The following is a 24,849-nucleotide window of genomic DNA, read 5'->3' on the forward strand; positions in this document are numbered from 1 at the left end:
ATAAATTATGAAAGCAAAACAAGATTTTACAGGAATGATAAAAGGGTTTTTACTTTGCTACAATTTGTATCATATTTGTTTTGCAAAAAAAATGTGAACTCCCATATAAATAGGTGTGGGTAATTTGCTACCACAGCAATAGAAAGGTCTAAGAAACCATGAAAGATACACCAACAATCACGCAAACGATTGTACTTGTTGATGATGATCGCAATATTTTGACATCTCTATCTTTTGCGCTTGAGACAGAAGGATATCGGGTTGAAAGCTATACAGATGGAGCATCTGCACTCAAAGGTCTCACACTTCACCCCCCACACTTAGCTATTTTTGATATTAAAATGCCACGAATGGATGGAATGGAGCTCTTGCGTCGTTTACGTCAAAAATCTGATCTTCCAGTTATTTTTCTCACCTCTAAAGATGATGAAATTGATGAATTATTCGGTCTCAAAATGGGAGCTGATGATTTTATTACTAAACCTTTCTCCCAACGCCTTCTCATTGAGCGTGTGAAAGCTATTTTGCGCCGTTCCAATGCACGTAACCAACCGCTTTCTACAGGAACTGCTTCCACTTCTTCTCTCAAACGTGGAGATCTTGTGATGGATCAAGAACGTCACACCTGTACATGGAAAGATAAACCTGTTATTTTGACTGTTACGGAGTTTTTGATTCTGCAAACTTTAGCACAAAGACCAGGAGTTGTAAAAAGTCGTGATGCTTTGATGGATGCGGCCTATAGTGATCAGGTCTATGTGGATGATCGTACCATTGATAGTCACATTAAACGTCTGCGTAAAAAATTTAAACAAGTAGATGATGACTTTGCAATGATCGAAACACTTTATGGTGTAGGGTATCGTTTTCACGAGGTATAAGACTGCTTTGTCACAAAAATTTGAACGGCAATCAAATCGATGACTGACAATTCTCAACTGGAAACTCTAAAAAAAATAGCTCCTAACGGTATATCCTCAACGCCATTTCTTATGTTTTCTCGTTTGTATCTTCGAACACAACGTCTCTTTAGACAATTGCTTTTTTCCAGTCTCACACGCCGCATTGTTATATTAAACATTGCTGCCCTTGCCGTTCTCGTTACAGGCATTTTATACCTTAACCAATTTCGCGACGGTTTAATTGAAGCAAAAATTAAAAGTTTATGTACCCAAGGAAAAATTATTGCTGGGGCTATTGCTGCTTCTGCAACTGTCGATACAAATTCTATCCTTATTGACCCCCAAAAACTCCTAGAGTTACAGACTGGTGAAAGCGTTACACCTGCCCCCCAATCAACCGACTCTTGGGATTTTCCCATTAACCCTGAACAAGTTGCCCCTCTTTTACGACGTCTCATCACACCTAAAACGACAAGAGCACGTATTTATGATCGTGATGCTACTTTACTTCTTGATTCGCGGGTTCTTTATTCTAGTGGAGAAGTTTTTAGCTATGATTTACCCCCACTTAAAACAGAACAAAATATATGGGATCGTCTGACTTCATGGTATTCAAACACATTTTATGGCAAAGGTATTGCGCTTGATAGAGAACAAATGAAAAGCCGTGGTATTGCTTATCCAGAAGTGTACCGAGCATTAAATGGATCTCTTGCTACAGCCAAAAGACGCAACAGACAAGGTCAACTCATTGTTTCTGTTGCCGTTCCTGTTCAACGCTATCGTGCAGTGGTTGGTGCCCTTCTTCTTTCAACCACCGGCTCCGATATCGATAACATTGTAAAAGCTGAAAGACTGGTTATATTTAAAGTCTTTGCTGTTGTAGGCAGTGTCCTTTTGGTTCTTTCGCTCTTTTTAGCCCATACGATTGCCCATCCCTTAAGCAAATTATCTGCCTCTGCTAACCGAGTGCGTAATGGCAATAATCAGCGTGTAGAAATCCCTGATTTTTCAATGCGTGAAGATGAAATTGGTCACCTATCAACTTCTATTCGTGACATGACCAATGCTCTTTACATGCGTATTGAAGCCATTGAACGCTTTGCTGCTGATGTAAGCCACGAATTAAAAAATCCCCTCACGTCTCTACGCAGTGCTGTTGAAACCCTCCCCCTAGCTAAAAATGAAGAAGCACAAGAAAAATTGCTTGAAATTATTCAACATGATGTGCGCCGTCTTGATCGATTGATTACAGATATTTCTGATGCATCGCGACTCGATGCAGAGCTTGCACGAGAAACCGCGGAGATCGTTGATATGAAACCGCTTTTGGAAAGTCTTGTTCATGCCGTTCAGGAAGTATACCGCAATGCGCAAACCATCGATGTAAGTCTTAATATTGTTCCACGCCCTCATGGAAAAGCTTATCTTGTGTTGGGACACGAACTCCGTTTAGGGCAAGTCATTTCAAATCTTCTTGAAAATGCACGCTCCTTTATTCCCCGTAATCATGGCAAAATTTCCATTACTATGAAAAGTCATTCTTCAACCCTTATTTTAACCATTGAAGACAATGGCCCCGGTATTCGTTCAGAAAACATTGAACGCATTTTTGAACGTTTTTATACAGATCGACCAAATGAAGATGCTTTTGGACAAAACTCTGGACTTGGTCTGTCTATTAGTCGGCAAATCATCGAGGCCCATAATGGGACAATTACAGCCGAAAATATTATTGATCCAGCACTTGGAAAATGTAAAACTGGTGCGCGTTTTATTATTATGCTTCCTCTCGTAAAATAAATCTTTTATTCGAAGTAAAAGGTATGAAAACAAAATGTGAACTGCTCCACGCAAATTGCCTTCAACTGGGTGGAAAAGGGCTATTAATTATGGGGCCATCGGGATCAGGGAAATCAACCCTCACTCTTTCTTTGCTCGACCGCGCTGAATGGTCAAAACGTGAAGCAAAACTTATCAGTGATGATTATACAGTGCTGCGTGTGGAAAATGGAAAACTTCACGGATACACACCTGATAACTTACAGGGCGGTATCGAGATTCGTGGTGTTGGTCTTTATATGATAGAATTCCAAAATCATACAATTATCGATTGTATTGTTTCTCTCGGGCCCCAATATGAACGTTTTTCCACAAATAAAACTTTTCAATTTGAAGATTTGCATATTCCCCTTTTAAAACTTCCCTCTCTTCGTGAAGCCGATTGTACCGCCATTTGTCAAGCTATTGAAGCATTTTTATTTAGAAAAATATGGCGAAAATCTATCTAATTTTTTTCCAAAGATAAAAAAATCACAATTTTTGCCTTTTTTTTGCAAATTTTTCTTGGCAGCAAGATAAAGCTTTGTAAAATATACTTCCCACCAATATGGTCGGATCTTATTAGTTAACAGGAGTTTGCGTAAATGATTGGACTCGTGCTTGTAACGCACGGTGAGCTGGCTGTTGAATTTTTACATGCCGTGGAACATGTTGTTGGAACACAAGAAAAGTTTGCAACAATATGCGTTTATCCCGATGACGATATAGATCAGCGCCGAGGTGATATTATAGCCGCAGTAACCGATACAAATACAGATAATGGCGTCATCATATTAACAGATGTGTTCGGTGGAACACCATCAAATATAGCTATTCCTGCTATTGAAAAAGGACGCGTTGAAATGATTGCGGGGGTTAATTTGCCCATGCTTATTAAACTGATTTCTATTCGCAAATGTCCTGATATCTCATTATCAGATGCGTTAAGAATAGCACAAGAAGCAGGGCGTAAATATATTAATGTACCAAGTATGATTTCATAGTGGATGATAAAATATTGATGCTTTCTAAAGAGACCCTCCCCTGCATAAGCCGTCATTTCAATATCTGTAATAAACGTGGATTGCATGCAAGGGCTTCTGCAAAATTTGTACAAACTGTTGACAATTTTAACGCCACTGTTGAAGTTGAAAAAGATGGAAAAATCGTTGGTGGATCATCAATTATGGGACTTATGATGCTAGCAGCTTCATCTGGATGCAACCTCACCATTCGTGTTTCAGGACCAGAAGCAACAGATGCTCTTAATGCTCTTGAAAAACTCATCAATAACAATTTTGGAGAGGAAAGCTAGTACCTTTTCACCATAAACAAGGATGATGGTCCTTAGAGAACAAGAACTGTCCATCATGATCTTGAATTTTGATTGCTTTTCCCGTTTTTATGCTGAAACTTATATCCACTGTAGATTGGCGTAATTATTATAAATTGGTGGTCAATTTTAGCCGTTGTTGCGTATTACGGCTGTTACCCAACGATAATCATATGATTTACATCTTTACAGAAAAGAGAATGCTTACTTTCATTGAATATATTTGCTTTTAAGCGAAAGAAAAATATCAAGATAATTTCACACATCAGAAATCAATCAACTTTCCTTATTTTCTGCTAAATGCGCATCCTTGCATAACGCACAAATAATTTCCAATTGTCCATCATTGATGCATATCATGAAAACGCAATTTTCACTGATATCATAACATTTTTCTTAAAACAAATAAGCTTTTTATACCCATAATTATGGTAAGCATTTTTTAGACATTCTTTTTCTATACTATTGTCTTATCTTCTGTGGCATTTTTCATTTTTAATTTATCGGCCACTGTACTTGAGAGAACATCTTTTCATTATAAGGATATAATATCATGTCTCGTCTATTTAGTGCCCTTCAAATTCCTCAACAAACAACACAACAACTTGTATCATTGCAAAATGGCTTACCAAATGCGCAGTGGATTAATCCGAAAAACTTTCACGTCACTTTGTCTTTTTTTGGTGAAATTGAAAGTGCTACAGCAGATGCACTTATATCCGCCTTTGACACAATAAAGCTCCCTCCTTTTATGTTACAAATAGAGGGTTTTGATATTTTTGGTTCAGAAAACGCTCCACATTCTCTTGTTATTCGCATTAAACCTTGCGAAACTCTCAATCTTTTACACGAAAAGATGCAATATATCCGAAATAAATTAGGGCTAGCGCCTGATGAAAGAGAATTTATTCCACATATTACTGTTGCGCGACTGCTTGATATTAAACCCGAAGACCTTCCTCCTTATCTGTCTTCTCGGGGTAGCTTTTCATTTCCCCCTTTTGAGGTTGATCATTTTGTTTTATTTTTATCACCATCTCCCTTAAGTGATGCACCATATATTGTAAAAGGAAGTTGGCCACTTCAAAGGTAAAAGGGTGTTTATAACACCCTTTAAAGCCCTTTGATTGAGAAAGATCCCATACATGCGCAATTGCAGGGAATGCTGCATTTTACGTTGGAGGTTTGTTATTGATGTGAAGCCTTATCAGTTTCAACAGAAGCTTCTTTTGTTCCTCCTTTAGCCACACCCACTATAGCTGGACGTAGAACCCTTTCCCCGATAATATAACCGGCCTGAACAACTTGTTGAACAGTGTTATCGGGAACATCGGTATTAGGAATTTCAAACATCGCTTGATGAAAATGAGGATCAAATTTTTGCCCCTCTGGATGAATTTTCTGCACCCCATGACGTTCTAATGCTGCCATCATGGCGCGTTCAGTCATTTCAACACCTTCTGCCAATGATTTCAAACCAGCATCACTCTCTCGTGCACCTTCTGGAATCGCTTCCAAAGCACGATTGAGATTATCAGAGACAGATAACATATCCCGTGCAAAATTAGCAATCGAATAAGTCCTTGCATCCGCTACATCACGCGCCGTACGACGTCGAAGATTTTCCATATCTGCAGCAAGACGTAAAAGCTGATCTTTCAGCTCTTTATTTTCATCCTGCAAAGACGCTAAAGGATCAACCTCTTTACTTTCTTCTTCAACATCTTCGTATGCTTCTGTTTTATGTGTTTTTAAAAATTCATCAGCTGCTTGTTTAAGTGTATTACGATCAGCTGGATTTTTTAAATCGCAATTTTCAAATGAAGCGTCAGTAAATTTGTTTTTTTCATCAGACATAAAAATTTTATTCCTTCATAAGATTTATTATTCTCGATATCGAAATTTTACAGACAAAAATCAAGAGGTACTGATGTATATTAATACAATGAGCTTTTATAGTACAAATACTTACCTACATCGTTTTAACGCAATAACTGTGATACAAGTTGAGCTGTATAATCAACCATAGGCACAATCCTTGCATAATTAAGCCGTGTAGGACCAATAACACCTAAAGCACCAATGACTCTTTGTTGTGAATCACGATAAGGTGCGACGACTAAAGAAGAACCAGAAAGTGAAAATAACTTATTTTCTGAACCAATAAAAATTCGAACCCCTGAACCTTCATCCGTTAAATCGAGAAGCTGTGCCATACTCTCACGCGTTTCAAGATCGTCAAACAAATGGCGTAAACGTTCTAAATCTTCTTCTGCTTTCACATCTTCAAGCAAATTACTGCGTCCACGAACAATAAGATGTATTTTATGGTCAGCATCTTCTCCTCCCCAAAGAGCTAATCCCGTTTCAACAAGATGATGTGATAAATCATCAAGTGCAGCCCGTGTTTCTGCGCACAAACAAGCAATTTCTCCTTTAGCTTCACTCAATGTACGCCCTTGAATATGGGCATTGAGAAAATTCGTCGCTTCTGTCAATTGCGCATGGGTAACCCCTTCTGGCAAATGAACAATACGATTTTCAACCTCACCTTGTTGAGTCACCAAAACGGCAAGAGCATGCTCTCTATCAAGGCGTACAAATTCAATATGTTTCAATGTCCCTTCTTGTTTTGTTGCCAGAACAAGCCCTGCCCCACGGGAGAGATCTGAAAGAACTCGGCTTGCTTGAACAAGAAAATGTTCAACCGATTGTGCGTGACCTGCCTCTTTGACTTGCATTTCAATATTTTCTCGCTCCTCGTTTGGCAAATCACCTGCTTCCATAAATGCATCAACAAAAAAGCGTAAACCCGATTGAGTTGGCATTCTCCCTGCTGAAACATGCGGTGCATAAATCAAACCCAGATGTTCAAGATCACTCATCACATTGCGAATCGTCGCAGGTGATAATGTCTGTTGCAAAAGTCGCGAAAGATTGCGTGACCCTACAGGCTCACCATCATTAAGATAGGCTTCAACAATATGGCGAAAAATATCACGCGAACGCTCATCAAGATATTTTAGTTCATTATCAATCGTTTTGTGCTTCATAAAAATTGTTTCACTATTTAAAAAAACACTCTTCTCTTATATAAGTTTTGCTAAGGTTTGGTCAAATAATCTAAAGTAGTATAAGAATATATTATACTATTGAACCATAAAAAACCATCTTTTAGAGTGATGATATAAGGCATATAAATTATGCATGAAGTGTTTTTATGAGAAAGGCTGACTGGATCTTTAAAACAGAAATTGGTCTTCTTTAGAGGCTTCCCAAAAGAAGCTTGATTGTTTACAAACCACTGTGAAGAGAAAATGGGATTTTTACCATAAAAAAAGCTTTCATAAAAAAATCGTCTCTCATATCTTTTTAATCGTTATCTTCAAAAAATATAAAAATTTTTATTTGAATAAAATATCATAAAACGTGTAAAATAATTATATCATGTGAAATCAAGCAGACGATGTGTATTAAGCATTTAAGCTGGCTTTTAGCACTAAAATAGTTCCCCTTTCATTTTTGGAGAAATCTATATGAGAAGCATAGCAGATAAAAAACTTGTTATTGCTACACATAACACCGGCAAACTACATGAAATCACCACTTTGGTTGCGCCTTTCAATTTAATCATACAATCAGCAAAAGAGCTTGGCTTGCCAGAACCAAAAGAAACAGGAACAACGTTTGAAGAAAATGCTTATATTAAAGCTTTTGCAGCAGCAAAAAAGACGGGACTTCCTGCTCTCTCTGATGATTCAGGATTAGAGGTAGATGCATTGAATGGTGCGCCGGGCGTTTATACAGCTGATTGGGCAATTCAAGCCGATGGTACACGTAATTTTCCAAAAGCAATGCAAAAAATAGAAGATGAACTCCAAAAAATCGGAGCACGAGAAAAAAGCCAACGAACATGCCGTTTTATATCCGTCATTTGTATTGCATGGCCTGATAACCACGCAGACTATTTCCGTGGATGCGTTGAAGGAACATTCGTTTGGCCTCCACGGGGAGATAAAGGCTTTGGCTTTGATCCTATTTTTTTACCAGATGGATATGAAAATACCTTTGGAGAAATGTCAACAGAGCAAAAACACAGCTGGAAACACAATGACATTCCCCCTCTTTCACATCGCGCACGCGCTTTTAAACTTTTGGCAGAAAACCTTTTGGCATTCTCATGAATGAACCTTTTGGCATTTATATTCATTGGCCCTTTTGTGCAGCTAAATGTCCCTATTGTGACTTTAATTCACATGTTCGCATCCATGGTGTTGATCAACCACGTTTTGTCACCGCCTTTAAGCGCGAAATAGAAACACAATACCATAAAATAGGCCCACGTCATATTACGAGTATTTTTATTGGTGGGGGAACCCCCTCTCTTATGGAACCGCAAACTGTTGATGCCCTTTTGCAAGCACTGGCAAGAAAGTGGATACTTGATGATAAAGTTGAAATTACATTGGAAGCGAATCCATCCAGTGTGGAAGCAGAACGTTTTCGCGGATACCGTGCGGCAGGTGTTAATCGCTTATCTCTTGGGATACAAGCGCTCAATGATAAAGCATTGCGCAAACTTGGCCGACTCCATAATGTGGAACAAGCTCTTTACGCCATTGATTTAGCTCGGCAAATTTTTCCACGTTTATCCTTTGATCTCATTTATGCTCGCCCCGAACAAACCCTTGAACAATGGAAATCTGAACTTATACAAGCCATTGATTTGGCAGCAGACCATCTGTCTCTTTATCAATTGACAATCGAAGAAGGAACCGCCTTTAAACGGCTTTATGATGCGGGAAGACTTATCCTCCCCCCATCAGAGCAAGCAGCAGACCTGTATCACCTTACCCAAGAAATAACAGCTTTGTATGGACTTCCTGCTTATGAAATCTCAAACCATGCCATGCCTGGTGCTGAATCAGCACACAACCTCCTTTATTGGCGTTATCACCAATATGCGGGCTTTGGTCCAGGAGCACACGGACGTTTTATTGAGAACATACCGATTTATTCTTCCGCTTTTTCAAAAACATCTTTATCACACCTTGAAAACTCGGAACGTTATGTCACAATTAATGAAAAGCATCCCGAACAGTGGCTTGAATTGGTCGAAAAAACAGGTCATGGCTGTATTGAAACAGAACGATTAACCACTGAGCAACAGGCAAATGAAATGCTCATTATGGGATTACGCCTTTGCGAAGGTTTGGAGCTTACACGCTACGAAACCTTAACCTCCAAACGCATTCCAATGGAAAAACTTATCGATTTACAACACCAAGAATTGGTAGAAATGGTGAATAACCAACGCTTAAAAGCGACAACCAAAGGACGTATTGTTCTGGATCATATTATCAGCCAACTTGCAAACTAAAGATTTTACAATAACACATTTATTTTAATGATAATTATAATTTTTTATAGCAAAAACGTGACCAAAATATCATAAGATTCTCTCATTTCAAATCTGTTTATGTTGAATCAATCAAAACCACTCATTGCACATAACAGGTGGGATGAGTGTGTGGATTAAATTTGCATAAGAAAGGAGTAAAAATGGCTCTTATGAAACGTCTTAAGTGCCAAGGGCTGTCGCAACACTAGGGACTGGCAATATAATAATTATTGTTTTTTATAAGAGCATGGAAACCATATTAAGACATATAGTGAAAATGAGCATATTTACGTTGTAGAAAATTTTTAGAAAATCGGTATATTTTTATGTATCTCTATGGCTTTAATCTGTCATCACATCAATTGTGATATTAATGTTTGTTATTTTTCATATATGAATTGCACGTTAATTTCTTCCCTACACCTTAAAGGACAAGTATCCTTACCCCAATCCAATCCCGTAAACAATCCTACTTCTTAAAATAGGTTTCACTGGATTTTCCACTTATGTGATTCAATGAACTGAAGGCTTTACAAGCAAAAATTCTAGCTTAAAAATGCTCCCCACGTACTCTAAAACCACCTCATACAATTAAGTCTCGCCTTATATCACCACACCTTAGATGGACAATGTTTTGTGACAACAAAAGAATTTTGTGGCAAAATAAGATAAAGATATTATTAAACCAAACAGTTCTTTCTTTATACAAAAAAATCAACAATAAAACGCTCGTAAATAGCAGTGAGTGTTTCTACTGCATCAAGGGCGACACATTCATCGACCATATGCATCGTTTGCCCTGGTAAGCCAAATTCAACCACGGGGCAATAATCCTTAATAAATCGCGCATCTGAAGTTCCACCAGACGTGGAACATTCTGGTAAACTCCCTGTTACACTTTTAATAGCATTGGATAAAACTTGAATCAGCTTATCATTTTTGGTCAAAAAAACATCCCCTAAACTTGGAATCCATTCAAGCTGATAAAAGGGATATTGACCACTATTATTTTTTTCTTGCACCAAAGCAAGACGCTTTTCAATTTCCCCCATCAATGTTTCTTTTGTCCAAAGATCATTGTAGCGTATATTAAAACGAACCGTTGTCTGCGCTGGAATAACATTGGCCGCCAAATTACCGGTATCAATGGTTGTTAGCTCTAAATTACTGGGTTGAAAATTCTCTGTCCCTTTATCTAAAACAGTTTGTGTCAATGCTTGAATCAGCTTACTTGCCAAAGGCAAAGGATTGGCAGCCCGCTCTGGAAAAGCAACATGACCTTGACGACCTTTCACGGTGATGATACCAGAAATCGATCCGCGGCGTCCAATTTTAATAATATCACCAACTCTCTTTACGCTTGTTGGTTCTCCCACAAGAGCCGCAGTCCACTTTTCACCTTTTTTTTCTGCCCATTTGAGAAGTTTTACCGTACCATTAATAGCAGGCCCCTCTTCATCCCCAGTAATTAAAAGGCTTACCCTTCCTTTAATGGACCGTTTCTCAAGAACGCGCGCTAGAGCCGCAATAAAACAAGCGATACCACCTTTCATATCAACAGCACCCCGCCCATATAATTTTCCTTGATCTATAACAGCTTCAAAAGGTGGATAAGTCCAATCTTCCAATGCACCTGGCGGTACGACATCCGTATGCCCCGCAAACATAAGATGAGGTCCTTCGCTTCCCATTTTTGCATAAAGATTTTCAACATTATCTGTATTTTTATCCGTAAAAATAGGGCGCTCGACGTGAAATCCCATTTTTTTCAAAAATTTTTCCAAAGTTGATAATGCCCCTGCTTCATGAGGTGTAACAGAAGGACAACGAATAAGTGCCTGCAATAGTTGAAGTGGATCTGTAAGAACAGGCATAAAAAACTCCCCATTTTTTATAAATCAGCAGAACTTAAGGTTATTACGCTGAATGACAAAAAAAATAAAGCAAAAACATTGAAGACACTCAGCAAACCAAGCAGGGGAGGACAATGGTGCTGAGAGCTTCAATGGCTTCCTCATCATGCATGACGAAGCACAAACACAACGAAATACTCAACAAAAAGTTCCGTTAAATATTGCTTTCATTTACAAGTTTTTTACACTTATAATTTATATGAATCAAAATTAATGGCATGCAGTCTCTGAGCATTTTCTTTCAACCAAGCACGATATGTTTTACTATCAGGGCAAAGTTTCTCACAAAGAGCCCAAAATCTTGGACCATGATTCATTTCAACAAGATGAGAAACTTCATGGGCAACAACATACTCAACAACTTCTTTTGGTGCCATAATAAGGCGCCAAGAAAAAGAAAGACGCTTATCGATTGAACAAGATCCCCAACGACTTCTCGTATCTTTATAACAAATGGATTTGACTTTACGTTCTACCTGATGAGCATAATGTGCCACTAAAGGCGTTATAATAAGTGCTGCTTGTTTTTTTAAAACGTCAGCAATGCGTCTTGGAAGATATTCTAATTGACCATAAACAATAATTTCAGGCCCTTGCTCCGCATCTGCTGTAACAATTTCTGTTACCCCACGTCCTTCTCTATGCTTTATGGTATGAGAAACACCTAATAAGGGAATTGTCGCCCCCTCTTTGAGATAAGCATTTTTATGAGAAATTTGTACACGAGCAAGACGTGCCTCAAGCCAAGACCGATGTTTTTCAATAAAATTTTCAACCACATAGAGATTTATCGCTGGTGGTGTTGTGACATAAATCTCCTGACTCCTGGCATCAATACGTAAGGTAAGACGGCGTGCATACCTATTTTCCCGCATTCGTACAGGAATAGCGCGATCAGAAAAAATAAAATGCTTTTCAGAAATGCTCATATATTTATCTTCATCATCAATAAATGGCCCCCTTATTTTGCATTAATCTGATTAATTAAAGATCTCAAGGCTGTTTCCAGACAATCTAAATCTTGTGGACGAGAAAAACGGTGATCTGCATCACGAACGAGTGTTAATGTTACATCATGAAGAGGTAAATGATCAAGTAAAGTCAATGTATGTTGATAGGGTATCTTATCGTCTTCCATCCCTTGTAGAATATGAAGTGGACAGCCAACATCAATGCATCCTTTCATGATACAATTTTCGCGTCCATCTTCAATCAATTTTCTTGTAAAGGGCATCGGCTCTTCATCCCCAACAGCAGGACGTTCAATATAGCCTTTTTCTTCCAAAATTTTCCATTCTTCTGGACCTAATTCTGGTTCCACCAATGTTTGTGTAAAATCAGGAGCTGGAGCAATTAATATCATACCAGCAAGCTTCTTATTTCTCTGCGCTAGCATCATAGCAAGCTTGAGTGCAATCCACCCCCCCATAGAGGAGCCAACTAAAATTTGCGGTCCCTCACAATAGGTTTCAAAAGTTGCTAAACTTTCGCTCACCCAACGTGAAATCGTTCCTTGAAAAAAATCTCCTTCCGATTCCCCATGGCCAGAGTAATCAAAACGTAAACAAGACAAATCATTCTTTTGAGCAAACTGATCTACCAACATCGCCTTACTTCCCAACATATCGGATTGATAGCCATGAAGCCAAACCAAACCTGGAGAATGGCGCCCTTTGCGATGGCGTACTGCAAGAGCAGTGTCCTCAAATGAAAAAAACTGGCAAGGAATATTTTGATTCATGATTCTTTCCTCCGTAAAACAATTTCCTTCAAATTAAGGGAAAAACTTTTATAATCCAAATCTCTTAAAAAAGTAACAAATCAAATAATGCAAAAGACACGAATTATGGTTGTTTTTATGTGCATAATTGTATATTAAATTAACTGTAGTTGAATCAAAATTAAGGAGCATAAACCATTCGTAAACCGTTTAAAATGACACCTACCCAAAAAGACGGACCGCGTTCAAATCAGGATATTCGGGTGCCTCGTGTTCAGCTTATTAATGATGAGGGACAACATCAGGGAGTTGTTGCAATACAAGAAGCTCTTGCTATGGCTGCAGAAGCGGGGCTTGATTTGGTTGAAATTGTACCAAATGCAGAGCCACCTGTATGTAAAATTATCGATTTGGGCAAATTAAAATATCAAACTCAAAAAAAAGCTGCTGAAACACGTAAAAAACAAAAAGTTATCGAAATCAAAGAGATTAAGATGCGCCCAAATGTTGATGTCCATGATTATGAAGTCAAGCTCAGGGCTATTCATCGCTTCATTGATCATGGTGATAAAGTAAAGATTACTTTACGTTTTCGTGGTCGTGAGATGGCTCACCAAGATCTTGGATTAAAGCTTCTTCAGCGTGTGAAAGAAGATACAAGTGAGATTGCCAAGATTGAATTGGAGCCAAAACTTGAAGGGCGGCAAATAATGATGGTGATAGCGCCTAAATAGTTTTTCATTGGAATAATATCTGTGTGAAACTCATCAAAATAAGCTGATGGGTATCGTTTAGAAGCGCCACAGTGAGTTTTGTGGTGCTTTTAGATTTTTATATTTGTATATGATCCTTTTAAGAGTTTAAATAATGCTTTCTCAATTTGTAAGAAAAAAGCGTTATTTTGCATATTAAAAGAGAGAATGCAAATATCGTAAGGTCTTATCATTTCAAGCTTCTTATTTATAGAATCCAGAAAAAAGTCATTTGCTTGTATATCACAAACAGAGATAATGCATAAAATATTAAAGAAGTAAAAATGCCTTTTGGAAACCATTTCAAATGCCAAAAGCTATAACAATATGAAAAATGGTAAAAGAATTGATGGTGTTGGCTTGAACTTCTAAAACCGTAAAATAATGATGCCGGTTAACGCTATCGTCCTCATCTGTTGCTTGCAATGATAGCGTACTGATTTATAAAGATATTCATTGTTTTGCATGTTGAACAAGAGTTCCCAATATCGTAGAGCTCTTTCATTTCAGACCTCTCTTATTTTTAATCAATTAAAGTCACTTGCTTGCGTATTACAAGCGGAGAGAGCCATGTGAATAAAAACTGTACAATAAAAATGCCTCTTATGAAGAGTCTCGAGTGCCAAAGGCTGAGCAACATCTACGCACTGGAAAAATGTGTGTGATAATGTGTGTGATGGTGCCGGCTTTTTTCTTCATAAGCCTAAAGATGGAGGTGCTCAATCACAACGCTGTACCAAACAGTATTCAATAAGCCTATAGATAATCAGTGCTTATTTTTCAAATAAACTATCATCCTCCTCATTACCAATTCTCCCTTATTATCCACTCTATTATCAGAATTTTCAGAAACTTTAGTCACTATCTCTTTCAAAGACGGATCGTTTTGTTTATTTACGATCAAATCCTTTAAAAATTTTTTTATTCCATTGGGATGAATCTAACTTTTTGAATCTAGTAAGTTAAGGTGGATACGCAACGTTATAGGATGAAAATGATGTATTTTTAAATGCTCAAAGCATGAAAATTCCTTGCGCGATATTTTAAATAGAGTGGAAGAGAATAACATATTAATTAATAGGGATAATTTATATTTCTGCTCTTCGAATAAGAGAGCGAATATCGTAGGATTCTCTTATTTCAAATCTTCTCAATATGAAATCAAACAAAAATTTTCGCTTGTGTGTCATAAGTGAGAGAGGGATTATATGCTTAGAAAAAAATTATAATCCTCTTATGAAGCTTTACAAACAACTAAGGGACAGTTGCAATATGGGAATGCCAATAGAATGATAGTATCCATGTCTTATATAACAGACCATTTATGGAGGATTTTACTTTAATACGAGATCCCACCGCATGAAGAGATATGACATGCATTGAAAAAGAAAGCTCTTTTTGTAAAAAAATTAAGAGGATTTTTAATTAAGAGCGCTTCAATCTTGCATAAAACAATAAGAAAATATAGAAGCACTGCATGGCCAAAAAACAACTTTCCTCTTTTGATAAACATCTTATTATTCGCCTTTTGCGAGAAAATTTCCATAAACATGCGCGCTGGTACAGTGCAGCTATCATCTCAATGATCATTATTTCCTGCACGACTGCAACCAGTGCATGGATTATGCGTGATGTTGTTAATTATATCGTTGATGCACAGAATTTTGCTATGATCGTTTTTATTTCGAGCTTTATTGCTTTTATCTTTATTCTTAAAGGGATTGCAACTTTTGCTCAAACTTACTTTCTAAGCAAAGCAGGTAATAGTATCATTGCTGAACAACAGCGCAAAATTTATGCGCGCCTTATGGAACAAGGTGTCTCTTTTTATCATAATAATACGTCATCTGATCTGCTTGTTCGCGTAACCCATAATGCGACAGCCGTACGTAACATCATTGATACGATTATTACAACTTTTGTACGTGATTTGCTTTCCGTTAGTGGTCTATTGCTTGTCATGTTCATTCAAAACTTTGTGTTAATCTCCATTACTTTAATTGTAGGACCACTGGCTTTTTTGGGTGTTCGAATGGCTTTAAAACGCGTTCGCCGCCTTATGGAAAAAGAACTTCTTTCACTTGGTGAAATTATCAAAATTGTACAGGAAACGGCTGTTGGCATTCGAGTCATCAAAGCTTTTTCACTAGAAGAAGTCATGAAAAAAAGGATGGACAAAGCCATTTGTGATGTTGAAAAACAAACAAACAATATTGCAACTCTTGAAGCTATTACCAATCCGATTATGGAAACACTCACAGGTGTTGCCATTGCAGGTATTATCTGCTTTTCCGGTTACCTTGCAACCCAACGCGCAGGTGTTCAAGGTGAATTTATGTCCTTTATTGTTGCTTTACTTTTAGCTTATGAGCCCGCAAAAAGACTAGCAAATGTCCGTGTCAAAATTGAATCTGGCTTGGTCAATATCCGTACGATGTTTGAAATACTCGATCGTCCTCTTACAGTTGTAGAACATAAAGAAGCTAAAGATCTGAATAAAACGCAAGGAGCTATTCGTTTCGAGCATGTTTCCTTTGCATATACGAATAACAAAATGGTATTGAAAGACATCAATCTAGAAATAGAAGCCGGAAAAATGACAGCACTGGTGGGGCCATCTGGTTCAGGAAAGTCAACCCTTATCAATCTTATTATGCGCCTCTATGACCCCACAAAAGGACGCATATTGATTAATGATCAAGACATTCGCTACACAACTTTTCGTTCTCTGAGAAACCTGATGGCCTATGTAGGGCAAGATACTTTTCTCTTTCAAGGAACTGTTAAATATAATATTGGACTTGGAAAAGAAGGCGCTCGTGATGACGAAATTATCGAAGCAGCAAAAGCAGCAAATGCTCATGACTTTATTATGAATTTGCCAAATGGTTATGAGACACAGATAGGGGATAATGGCTGTAATCTTTCAGGGGGACAAAAACAACGACTCGCTATTGCTAGAGCAATGATCCACGACAGTGAAATTTTGATCCTTGATGAAGCAACAAGCGCGCTCGATTCACACACCGAAGCACAAATTAATGAAGCACTTCATCACCTTACCAAAGGGCGTACAACGATCGTTATTGCTCATCGCCTTTCAACGATTGCTCGTGCTCATAAAATTGTGGTCATACAAAATGGGCAGCTGATTGAACAAGGAACTCAGGAAGAATTGCTCGCAAAAGAACATGGATTTTATAAAAAACTTCATAATATCCAGTTCAAAAAACACACACCCTAATTTCTAGGAATTTACATAAGATTTAAAATAAAAAATGGATGGAATCTAACATTCTATTTGTAGAACAGAAATGTTACCAAGGAAAAGTATTACTTCAATCAAGGATTAGCAAAGAGTTTACGGTTTATTAAGAATAAAATTTCTCGGATTGAGATGAAAACTAAAAACTTTATCCGCTATATTTTATTGAATGCAATTAATTTTAACAATGGCAACATATTGTTTATAAAGATAATTCACTGTTGCGTATGTTGAATGAGAGACTCGAATAGCGTAAGATTCCCTCGTTTCAAACCTGTGTATGTTGAATCAATCAAAATCATTTGCTTGCACATCACAAGCAGAGATGGCGTGTGAGTAAAAATTGTATAAGAGAGGGTCAAAATGCCTATAATGAACCATCTTAAGTGCCAAAGGCTATCACAACACCTACAAGCTGGAAAATAGAATGATGGTGCCGACTTGCTCTTTTATTAAGCTTAAAGATAGGGATGCTTAATGGCTTTATCGTTATACTCTTCACGAACTCCGTCGTGAAATGGGGGTTGGAAGTGTTAAGGTAAGGTATTTTTATAAAATAAGTATACAACAGTAAAATAACATCCTGTCTTTCGCAAAATTTTGTCTCTTTAGAGAATGTCATAAACAAAAAATCAAATATTTTAGACCGCTCTCTTCACATCGCAATACAACACTTCTCCTTTGAGTCTATTCCTAGTCTAGGCTTCCTTCCTCAACCTTAAAAATAAGAGACAAAAAATAAAGAAATCGTTTTTTAAACTTTAGTAATCTCTTTCATAAAAGAGACCAATACTAGAATTTTGTTCATTTCCTATGGCACCTTTAGCTTTGAGATGACGCGAAATATCCAAATTAATTGTCCCTTTTGTCGTTCCATCAGACCCTGCTTCAAAACCTAAATAAATGTTATTGTGTATGTAGCGTCCAATGCGTAAGCCTGTATTACCCTTTTCATTAACGATAACATCAAGATCATCAAGCCCAATTTTAGTTCGTAAAGTGTTCAACAAAGATGTATTAGAAGCGCCCGCAAGATCAGCGGCTGCTGCCGCAAGTTGAGCAATCTGAAATGGCGATAGTTCATTAAGAGAGCGATTAAAAATCAAACGTGCCAAAATCTCATCCTGAGGCAAATTCGGTTGTGAAGAAAAATTAATATCAAGATTATCAATCGTACCACTTACGGTTACAGTGACGCGAATGTCACCACTGTTATTGTTGGTGACAAAATAGACCGTGGGATTAAGATTACCGCTAAAACTTGCTTGTCCTTGATCAAAATTAAGACGTTGTGAAAGAATATCAAAACGTCCACGAATCATTTTAAATTCACCAACTGGATGCACATCATTTAATGGACCCGCTAGATTAATGCGTCCTCCCAGTTCAGCATCTAACCCTTTTCCGCGTACAAAAAATTGATTACGTGCTGTAATACGCATATTTGATAGCACAACAGATGACGATTCTTCTGTGACATTGGAGCTTTTGTTTGTGCTCTTAACATCAGCACGTTCAAGTGTTGTTTGAATTGGTTTTGTTAAATTCTTATTTCTAACATCAAGAAACTTAGCATTTTTAAAATGATCAGGAACCAGAATTTCAGCTTTTTCAACGATGATATCACCACCAATAACAAGATCATTTAGAAAATGTCCTGTCATTGTCATATCACCTGACAATGTTGCAAGAATCATAGAACCATCATTATAATTGGCATTATCAAGATGAAAGATCAAATCTGTCTGTAGATCATGAGAAATACGGCCTGAAGCAGAAACTCTCCCCCCTTCAAACGAAGAAGCTGAAGCTTTCTCTATAAGGAGATGATCACCATTTAATTTGCCTTCAAGCGTTATATTATTCAATCCTACATTGGTTTTTGAATCAAAAAAGCTACCATCGCCTATAGAAATATTCCCTGTCAATTGTGGCTTTGATAACGCACCATTTAAAGCTGTATCAAGTCTTGCTGTACCTGTTATATTTGCACCACGCTTAGCTAATAAGAGATTAACAAAATCAAGAGGCATTATCCCTTTAACGTTTAATTTTGCCTCTGAACCATTAAGAGAAACAGGTCCATGGATGGAAAGATCTAATCCTTTATCTCCTGTTGCTATTATATTTTCAATGTAAAATGTCGATTTTTTATAAGAACCACGAGCATTTATATTGATCGACATCGGTCCTTTAGGTGTCATAGCGGTTAAACTTTGACTAGAAAGCTCAAAATGAGCAGATGGATCTTTCATTGTCCCACCAATATCAACTTTGCCCATCAAGGTTCCATCAAAAGCTTGTCCTGCAATAACACTATTTGCCAAACGTGCAGATAAATTTTGTAAATTAATATGGAGATCAAGCTTGTCTTTGTCTAAAGATACAAGCCCCTGAGCTTGTGCTTGTGCTCCTTCTCCTGTTAAACTTGCATTCAAAGTAAGATTTTGATCTAAGGTTTTCCCCATAGCAGAAAGCGAAAAAGGCATAATTTTTTTATCTTGAAGAGCAACGGTTGTCAGTCCCTCACCTTTTATATCGTAGGTTATATCAGGTTTTTTAAAATGCCCACGAATCATAACCTGTCCTGTCACACGCCCTGCTGCTCCAAGATCGGATTTCCACAGATTGGCTAAAGTAGCAGGAAGAGCATCTACGTTAAGTTGCAAATCTAGAGTATCTTGAATATTCCCTGCAAGGGTAATTTTACCGCCATTTATTGCAATCCCTAATTCATTAATTGCCACTCCATCTTTATCAAAAATAATGATCGATGGTTGTGACAATGCTGCATGAAAATTATGTTGATTTAAATCCATGGTTGCAATTTGCACTTCTCGTTTTGCGCCTTCTGGAAGTTCCATAGCCACCATACGACCAGAAAGATGAGCCTTGAGAGTATCATGCAACATCGCTTGAACAGTAAAAACCGTTTGTCCATTATCTCTATTGGCGTGCGCATTTAAATGATTGACCATTATCAAAGGTGTTTGAACATGTTCTGCATTGATAACGCCTTCAAACTGAGTCACGCCAAAAGGATCAAATATATCAGCATCTATTGCTAATTTTTCTATTTTATTCTTAGCAAAATTCAAATGGTTAACACGCGCCTTCACATTGGCTATCTGTTTGCCATTTTGTTCATCAAAAATAAAATCTCCTTTTACTTTTCCACTCCCATCCTGCAAAAATAATGCTGAAAATACTGAAATATCATCAGCATCAATATGCAACGCTCCCTTTAAAAAACCTCCAAGTTGTTGAGAAAGATCACCCGTTATTTTTGCACTTCCCCCTTTAATATCGATCTTTTCAAGTTTTCTCATTTTCTGAGAATTTTGAAAAGAAGCAGATAAATGAAGAGGTTTATGAGCAAAAATTCCTTCACCTTTTACAATCCCCGTTAACGAAGTAATCGGTGCTGTATTATCCATAAGCGCCTTTATGTTAAATGTTGTGTTTTGAAGTTTCTTCCCAACGACTAACGCCTCAGCAATATGAGCACTTGTATCTAATTTTATATGACTATTGCGCCCTCTTGCTGTCCCTTGAATTGTAAGTGTACCGCTTATCTTCGGATCTAATTTGGTCAAATCAAATATTTGAGCAGACAAATCCATTTTAGCGCTTTCATTTGAAAAATAACCATCAGCTTTTACATTGGCATATTGATTTTTCAAATTCAAATGACGTAACGTGAAGCCATTCGTATTTCGAGCAGCACCACCTGAAAGAGTGATATTTCCTTTGAATAAACGATCAAATGGTTGCACGCCTATTTTCATATCATCAGCCATTCCTGATAATTTCAGATCAAAAGTACCACTCAATAAACTGATCGTTCCTTTGGCTTTTATATCTGCACGACCAGAGAGCGATTGTTTACTGAATATTTCCAAAGGAGTTAATGTTTGAGCCTTTAAACCAAGATCGCCTTTGACAACAAAATGCTCCATTGTTCCTTTTAACCAAGAAGAAAAACCCTGAGCCGTCACACTAAAATCATGAATCAAAATTGGTTTATTCGAAACAATATCCGTATCTAAATGCACATGAACCGCTTGGCTTAAATCTTCTACTAAGGCTCCTTTAATCTTTTTTATCCCTTGAAGCGTTCCATTAACCTGAACACCAACATGACGAGAAGCTGCATTATCAAGATTTTCGCTTACTCCTCCCATATCAAAAACTGCATCACGAATATAAATATTTTTATTGCTCAAATGATGTACAACCAACCGCCCATTCCAAGATTGTTGCCCTTCGCGGCCATAATCAATGTTTAAAGCAAGAGTATTTGCAGGTTTTGACGTTTTTGATACAGGAACAGAATCCTTTTCATTATCAAAAGCTATTTTGCCATCGACAAAAAGCCGACGCAAAAATCCATCGGCTGTTATTTCAGCATTGGCTAAAACATTTATTTCTTTGCTCTGAATAACCATCTGATCAAGATGTGTAACACCTTCTCTTGTCCTCTTTGCCTCTGCTTTTAATGTTATACCAGATTTAAAAATGTCATGATATTGAGAAGGCATTAAAGGATTCAGTATACCCTCTAGTTTCGTAGAAAAATTGTATCCTTCTGAAACACTTGCAAGAATAATATTACCATCTAAAACAGAATGATGATCGGCTTCTAAAGAAAGTTTGATAACCAAATCATCAAAAGTCCCTTTACCTTTAATGACGAAGTTTAATGCTGGGCGTTTTTCAATGTTAAAAACATTGGCCAAAATACCATTTTGTGGTTCATCACCAGAGATATCAATTTGAGCTGTACGATCGCTCTCAGATATCTTGGTAAGAACAGAAAAAGAACCTGGTTCATCTAAACGATGCGCTGCTATATCAACATCAAAATTACCACTCGCCAAAGTGACATTACCCTCTAAGGACATATCAGCAGGAAAACCAAAAAGATTCTGTTCAAACATCACATGTCGCGCTGTAAGCATATTGATAGAAAGAGCAAATGGCAATTTTGGGAGAGAAAATTTACCCATCTCAAGGGAAGAAACAAGGGAAGAGTTGCCTTGCGGTTTGCGTAAAAACGTAACCTGTTCTGCCGAAAGTTGATTAATATCTATCCGCCCTCTTAGCAACGCTAGACGATTCCAATCCATTTTAGCATGAGTAATCTTAAGCCAGACCCCCTTTTTATCACTGACAGTAATAGCATCAATTGATGTTTGAGAAGACAGTGCCCCTTGTATATTGTGTAAACGAACTTGACGATTAGGCGATGAAAGCTTGCGTTCAATTAAAGAAACAAACCATGAACGATCATCTGCTGTCTCCTCGTTAGAGGGAAAACGGTCTTCTCTCTGCGCAAAAATAAAACTACCTACCCCAAAAAACAAAAACACAAAGAAGAAAGCTGATAAACGTAGATTTTTTTTCATTAAAATGCTTGTCCTATACCCACATAAAAACCAATGCGAGGATCTCCCTGCTCTCTCTTTAAAGGAAAGGCTAAATCAACGCGTAAAGGACCAAGACCCGTCATATAACGACCTCCTATACCAGCCCCCCATTTAATTTTTTGAGAAAAATCAACTTTAGCCTTCTCCCCTACAAGACCTCCATCAAGAAAACCAACAAATCCCATTTTATCATTTAGAGAAACACGCAATTCTGCCGCACCCTCAATAAGCGCTCGTCCACCAACGACTGCCTCATTTTCTATTTTGACACCAATATTACGGTAAGCATAACCACGAACGGATCCACCACCTCCAGCAAAAAAGAGCGTATCCGCAGGGATTTGTGCTGTATCATTCCCAAGAACCGTACCAATCTTTGCCCGTGCCGCAAAAACAAAACGATTCCCCTCATCTAGCGCCCAATAAGAACGACCTTCTGCCGTTATTTTTGTCACAAAATCGTTAAACCGCATTTCATAAAAAGGCTCAATCAGAACTTCACCATATACCCCTTTTGTTGCATTGAACTTATTATTACGACTATCGTAAACCAAACCGGTAGGGAAACCAATTGTTGTAAAATTACGATTCCCAAAATAAATATCACGTGAGTAACCATTGGAAATTTCTATAGCAGTCTGTCCCGATAGATGACTATTGAAAATATGCCTAATACCTAATTTCCCTTTTATGGCTTTTGTTGTATAATTTTCTAAAACATCTTGCTGTATTTTTAATTCTGATCTCAGATCTGTATCAGGCGTGAGGACACCAGGTTTTATAAACGTACCACCGAAAAGATAATCAAAATTTTTGAAATTATATGATTGTTTTTTGTTGCTGCCAACACCACTCACTTTTGTTTCAAGTTTAAGGACTTCTGCGTGGCCAAAAAGATTGTTATGCATCCAATAAGCTTCAAAACCAGCACCATCTAATGTTGAATAACTGCCACCTATACCGAAACGACGCGGTTTGCGTTCTTGTACAACAAGCGTAAGTGGTAAACTGCCATCTGGGTTAATGGTATCAGCCTCACGTATATTGATAGCACGAAAAACGCCAAGGCGCGCAAGACGTTCATTTGCCTTAGCTAACGCATCGGAATCGTATTTCTGACCTCGCTTCAATCCAGTCATCCATGCGATATAAGCTGAATCTACACGGGGGGGCTTACTTACATTACGTACACTTAAAGGACCATAATAAGCCTTTTGTCCAGGATCGACAACGATCCGTCCTTCAACGCGTAATGCAGCATGGTCAGCTACGATATCACTTTTTATAATTTTAGCTTTAGCATAACCTTGTTGACGCCATCCTTCTACCGCCCATTTTTCTGCTTTCAAAATGGTTTCAGATTTAGCAATAGCTCCAACTTTATACCCTAATTCTTCAATTGTGGGCATTTTATGTGCTTTACGTTTTTCATAAGGAGCTATTTTATCAATATTTGCAAGACTAAAAAGATATTGTGGACCAGCATTAATCGTAATAACGATACTGGATTGTGCTGGAAGTTGCGTTACTGGACTTAAATCAGCAGCTTCTAAGCCATTAATTTTAATACTAATAACACCACCGTAACGCCCATCAGCATAAAGAGCAGAAAGAATAGCCCGATAATCTGAACGCGCTTTGGCTAACAAACCAGACGAACTCGCAGATGCTTTCTCTTTATCAGCAAAAAGAGAAGAGACAGATTTAACTATTTTTATACCTTCTAATGGTGCTCCTGGTGGTGTAACAATATCAACTTTATAAAATCTCTCTGTACTTTTGACATAATGTGAAGAAGAATTTGTTTTCTTTTGACCAAAAAAAGGGATGCCGAAAAAATCAAATGCAGCAAGTGGCTGTGGAAAAGAAAAAGCGAAACACAAGCCCATAAATACACAGCGCACAGTTCCTGATTTTAACAAAACTCTTATCTGGCATACCATAAATCAGATACCTTTAATACACTTTGTATCTACTACATTCACTTTAAATAATATAAAATAAAAAAGGTAAATATAACTACTTTGCACACTTTATACGTTTTATCACATCAAATAATACTCTGCGATACATAACGTCATCCTCCCCTCATATCTTCACAAAATTCTTCCCTGTTGTATCACACAAACAGCCTCATTCCTTTTTCTTAACATATTCATTTAGCTTATTATAAATGTTTTATTGCGTTCCATATTATCATGGTTAAATTTGTATAAATAACTTGCCATGAGAACGCTATAAAAACCTGCGTACGTATATAGATCTATCCATTAAAAAAACCATAGAGATGCTTCTTGATTTTTATGCGTAGAT

The 24,849-nt window shown here is 37.5% G+C and carries 17 protein-coding genes; 10 read left to right on the forward strand and 7 right to left on the reverse strand.

What is annotated here, in order from left to right; genetic code table 11:
- Positions 1-158 precede the first annotated feature (158 nt).
- From B5V81_RS01835 to thpR, 6 genes are all read left to right on the forward strand, one after another.
- Entirely contained in the window at positions 159-881 is a 723-nt protein-coding gene (locus B5V81_RS01835) for a response regulator transcription factor (RefSeq protein ID WP_039759370.1), read from the forward strand.
- Positions 882-920: 39 nt separating this feature from the next.
- On the forward strand, positions 921-2,705 hold the full coding sequence (locus B5V81_RS01840; protein WP_212111630.1) for a sensor histidine kinase: 1,785 nt from the start codon (positions 921-923) through the stop codon (positions 2,703-2,705).
- 23 nt (positions 2,706-2,728) lie between these two features.
- Entirely contained in the window at positions 2,729-3,193 is a 465-nt protein-coding gene (locus tag B5V81_RS01845; RefSeq protein ID WP_212111631.1) for an HPr kinase/phosphatase C-terminal domain-containing protein, read from the forward strand.
- 135 nt (positions 3,194-3,328) lie between these two features.
- A complete protein-coding gene (locus B5V81_RS01850) occupies positions 3,329-3,727 on the forward strand; it encodes a PTS sugar transporter subunit IIA (protein WP_039759375.1) in 399 nt (132 codons plus the stop codon).
- Positions 3,728-3,744: 17 nt separating this feature from the next.
- The gene (locus B5V81_RS01855; RefSeq protein ID WP_212111633.1) at positions 3,745-4,038 is read left to right on the forward strand and encodes an HPr family phosphocarrier protein; all 294 of its coding nucleotides are present in this window, start codon (positions 3,745-3,747) and stop codon (positions 4,036-4,038) included.
- A gap of 571 nt (positions 4,039-4,609) precedes the next feature.
- Positions 4,610-5,149, forward strand: a complete 540-nt coding sequence (gene thpR, locus B5V81_RS01860) for an RNA 2',3'-cyclic phosphodiesterase (RefSeq protein ID WP_212111634.1) — start codon at positions 4,610-4,612, stop codon at positions 5,147-5,149.
- Positions 5,150-5,244: 95 nt separating this feature from the next.
- Here the strand turns inward: thpR and grpE are convergent, their stop codons facing one another.
- The gene (gene grpE / locus B5V81_RS01865; protein WP_212111635.1) at positions 5,245-5,913 is read right to left on the reverse strand and encodes a nucleotide exchange factor GrpE; all 669 of its coding nucleotides are present in this window, start codon (positions 5,911-5,913) and stop codon (positions 5,245-5,247) included.
- Positions 5,914-6,038: 125 nt separating this feature from the next.
- Entirely contained in the window at positions 6,039-7,109 is a 1,071-nt protein-coding gene (gene hrcA, locus B5V81_RS01870) for a heat-inducible transcriptional repressor HrcA (protein WP_212111636.1), read from the reverse strand.
- 483 nt (positions 7,110-7,592) lie between these two features.
- Here hrcA and rdgB point away from each other — a divergent pair, with 483 nt between their 5' ends.
- Together rdgB and hemW are read left to right on the forward strand one after the other, a co-directional pair.
- The gene (rdgB, locus tag B5V81_RS01875; RefSeq protein ID WP_212111637.1) at positions 7,593-8,240 is read left to right on the forward strand and encodes an RdgB/HAM1 family non-canonical purine NTP pyrophosphatase; all 648 of its coding nucleotides are present in this window, start codon (positions 7,593-7,595) and stop codon (positions 8,238-8,240) included.
- Positions 8,237-9,436 (forward strand): radical SAM family heme chaperone HemW, encoded by a 1,200-nt coding sequence (gene hemW, locus B5V81_RS01880; protein WP_212111638.1) that lies wholly within the window; start codon positions 8,237-8,239, stop codon positions 9,434-9,436. The genes rdgB and hemW overlap by 4 nt, the downstream gene beginning before the upstream one ends.
- A 722-nt stretch (positions 9,437-10,158) precedes the next feature.
- Here the strand turns inward: hemW and dapE are convergent.
- The 3 genes from dapE to B5V81_RS01895 form a co-directional block, all read right to left on the reverse strand.
- Positions 10,159-11,331, reverse strand: a complete 1,173-nt coding sequence (gene dapE, locus B5V81_RS01885) for a succinyl-diaminopimelate desuccinylase (protein ID WP_212111639.1) — start codon at positions 11,329-11,331, stop codon at positions 10,159-10,161.
- Positions 11,332-11,558: 227 nt separating this feature from the next.
- A complete protein-coding gene (locus tag B5V81_RS01890) occupies positions 11,559-12,299 on the reverse strand; it encodes a M48 family metallopeptidase (RefSeq protein WP_212111641.1) in 741 nt (246 codons plus the stop codon).
- A gap of 32 nt (positions 12,300-12,331) precedes the next feature.
- Complete coding sequence (locus B5V81_RS01895; protein ID WP_212111646.1) at positions 12,332-13,111, reverse strand: alpha/beta hydrolase; 780 nt, start codon at positions 13,109-13,111, stop codon at positions 12,332-12,334.
- Positions 13,112-13,305: 194 nt separating this feature from the next.
- Between B5V81_RS01895 and infC the strand changes: the two genes are divergently transcribed.
- Positions 13,306-13,824 carry a translation initiation factor IF-3 gene (gene infC / locus B5V81_RS01900; RefSeq protein ID WP_212111648.1) on the forward strand — a complete coding sequence of 173 codons (519 nt, stop codon included), beginning with the start codon at positions 13,306-13,308 and terminating at the stop codon, positions 13,822-13,824.
- A gap of 1,495 nt (positions 13,825-15,319) precedes the next feature.
- A complete protein-coding gene (locus tag B5V81_RS01905; RefSeq protein ID WP_212111650.1) occupies positions 15,320-17,086 on the forward strand; it encodes an ABC transporter ATP-binding protein in 1,767 nt (588 codons plus the stop codon).
- A gap of 782 nt (positions 17,087-17,868) precedes the next feature.
- Here B5V81_RS01905 and B5V81_RS01910 read toward each other — a convergent pair.
- Both B5V81_RS01910 and B5V81_RS01915 read right to left on the reverse strand, forming a co-directional pair.
- Positions 17,869-22,515 carry a translocation/assembly module TamB domain-containing protein gene (locus B5V81_RS01910; protein WP_212111651.1) on the reverse strand — a complete coding sequence of 1,549 codons (4,647 nt, stop codon included), beginning with the start codon at positions 22,513-22,515 and terminating at the stop codon, positions 17,869-17,871.
- Positions 22,515-24,479, reverse strand: coding sequence for an autotransporter assembly complex protein TamA (locus B5V81_RS01915; RefSeq protein ID WP_212111652.1), 1,965 nt, complete (start codon positions 24,477-24,479; stop codon positions 22,515-22,517). The genes B5V81_RS01910 and B5V81_RS01915 overlap by 1 nt, the downstream gene beginning before the upstream one ends.
- Between the last annotated feature and the right edge of the window lie 370 nt (positions 24,480-24,849).

Origin of the sequence: Bartonella queenslandensis (genome assembly GCF_018155095.1) — a bacterium.
In the GTDB taxonomy this organism is placed as follows: domain Bacteria; phylum Pseudomonadota; class Alphaproteobacteria; order Rhizobiales; family Rhizobiaceae; genus Bartonella; species Bartonella queenslandensis_B.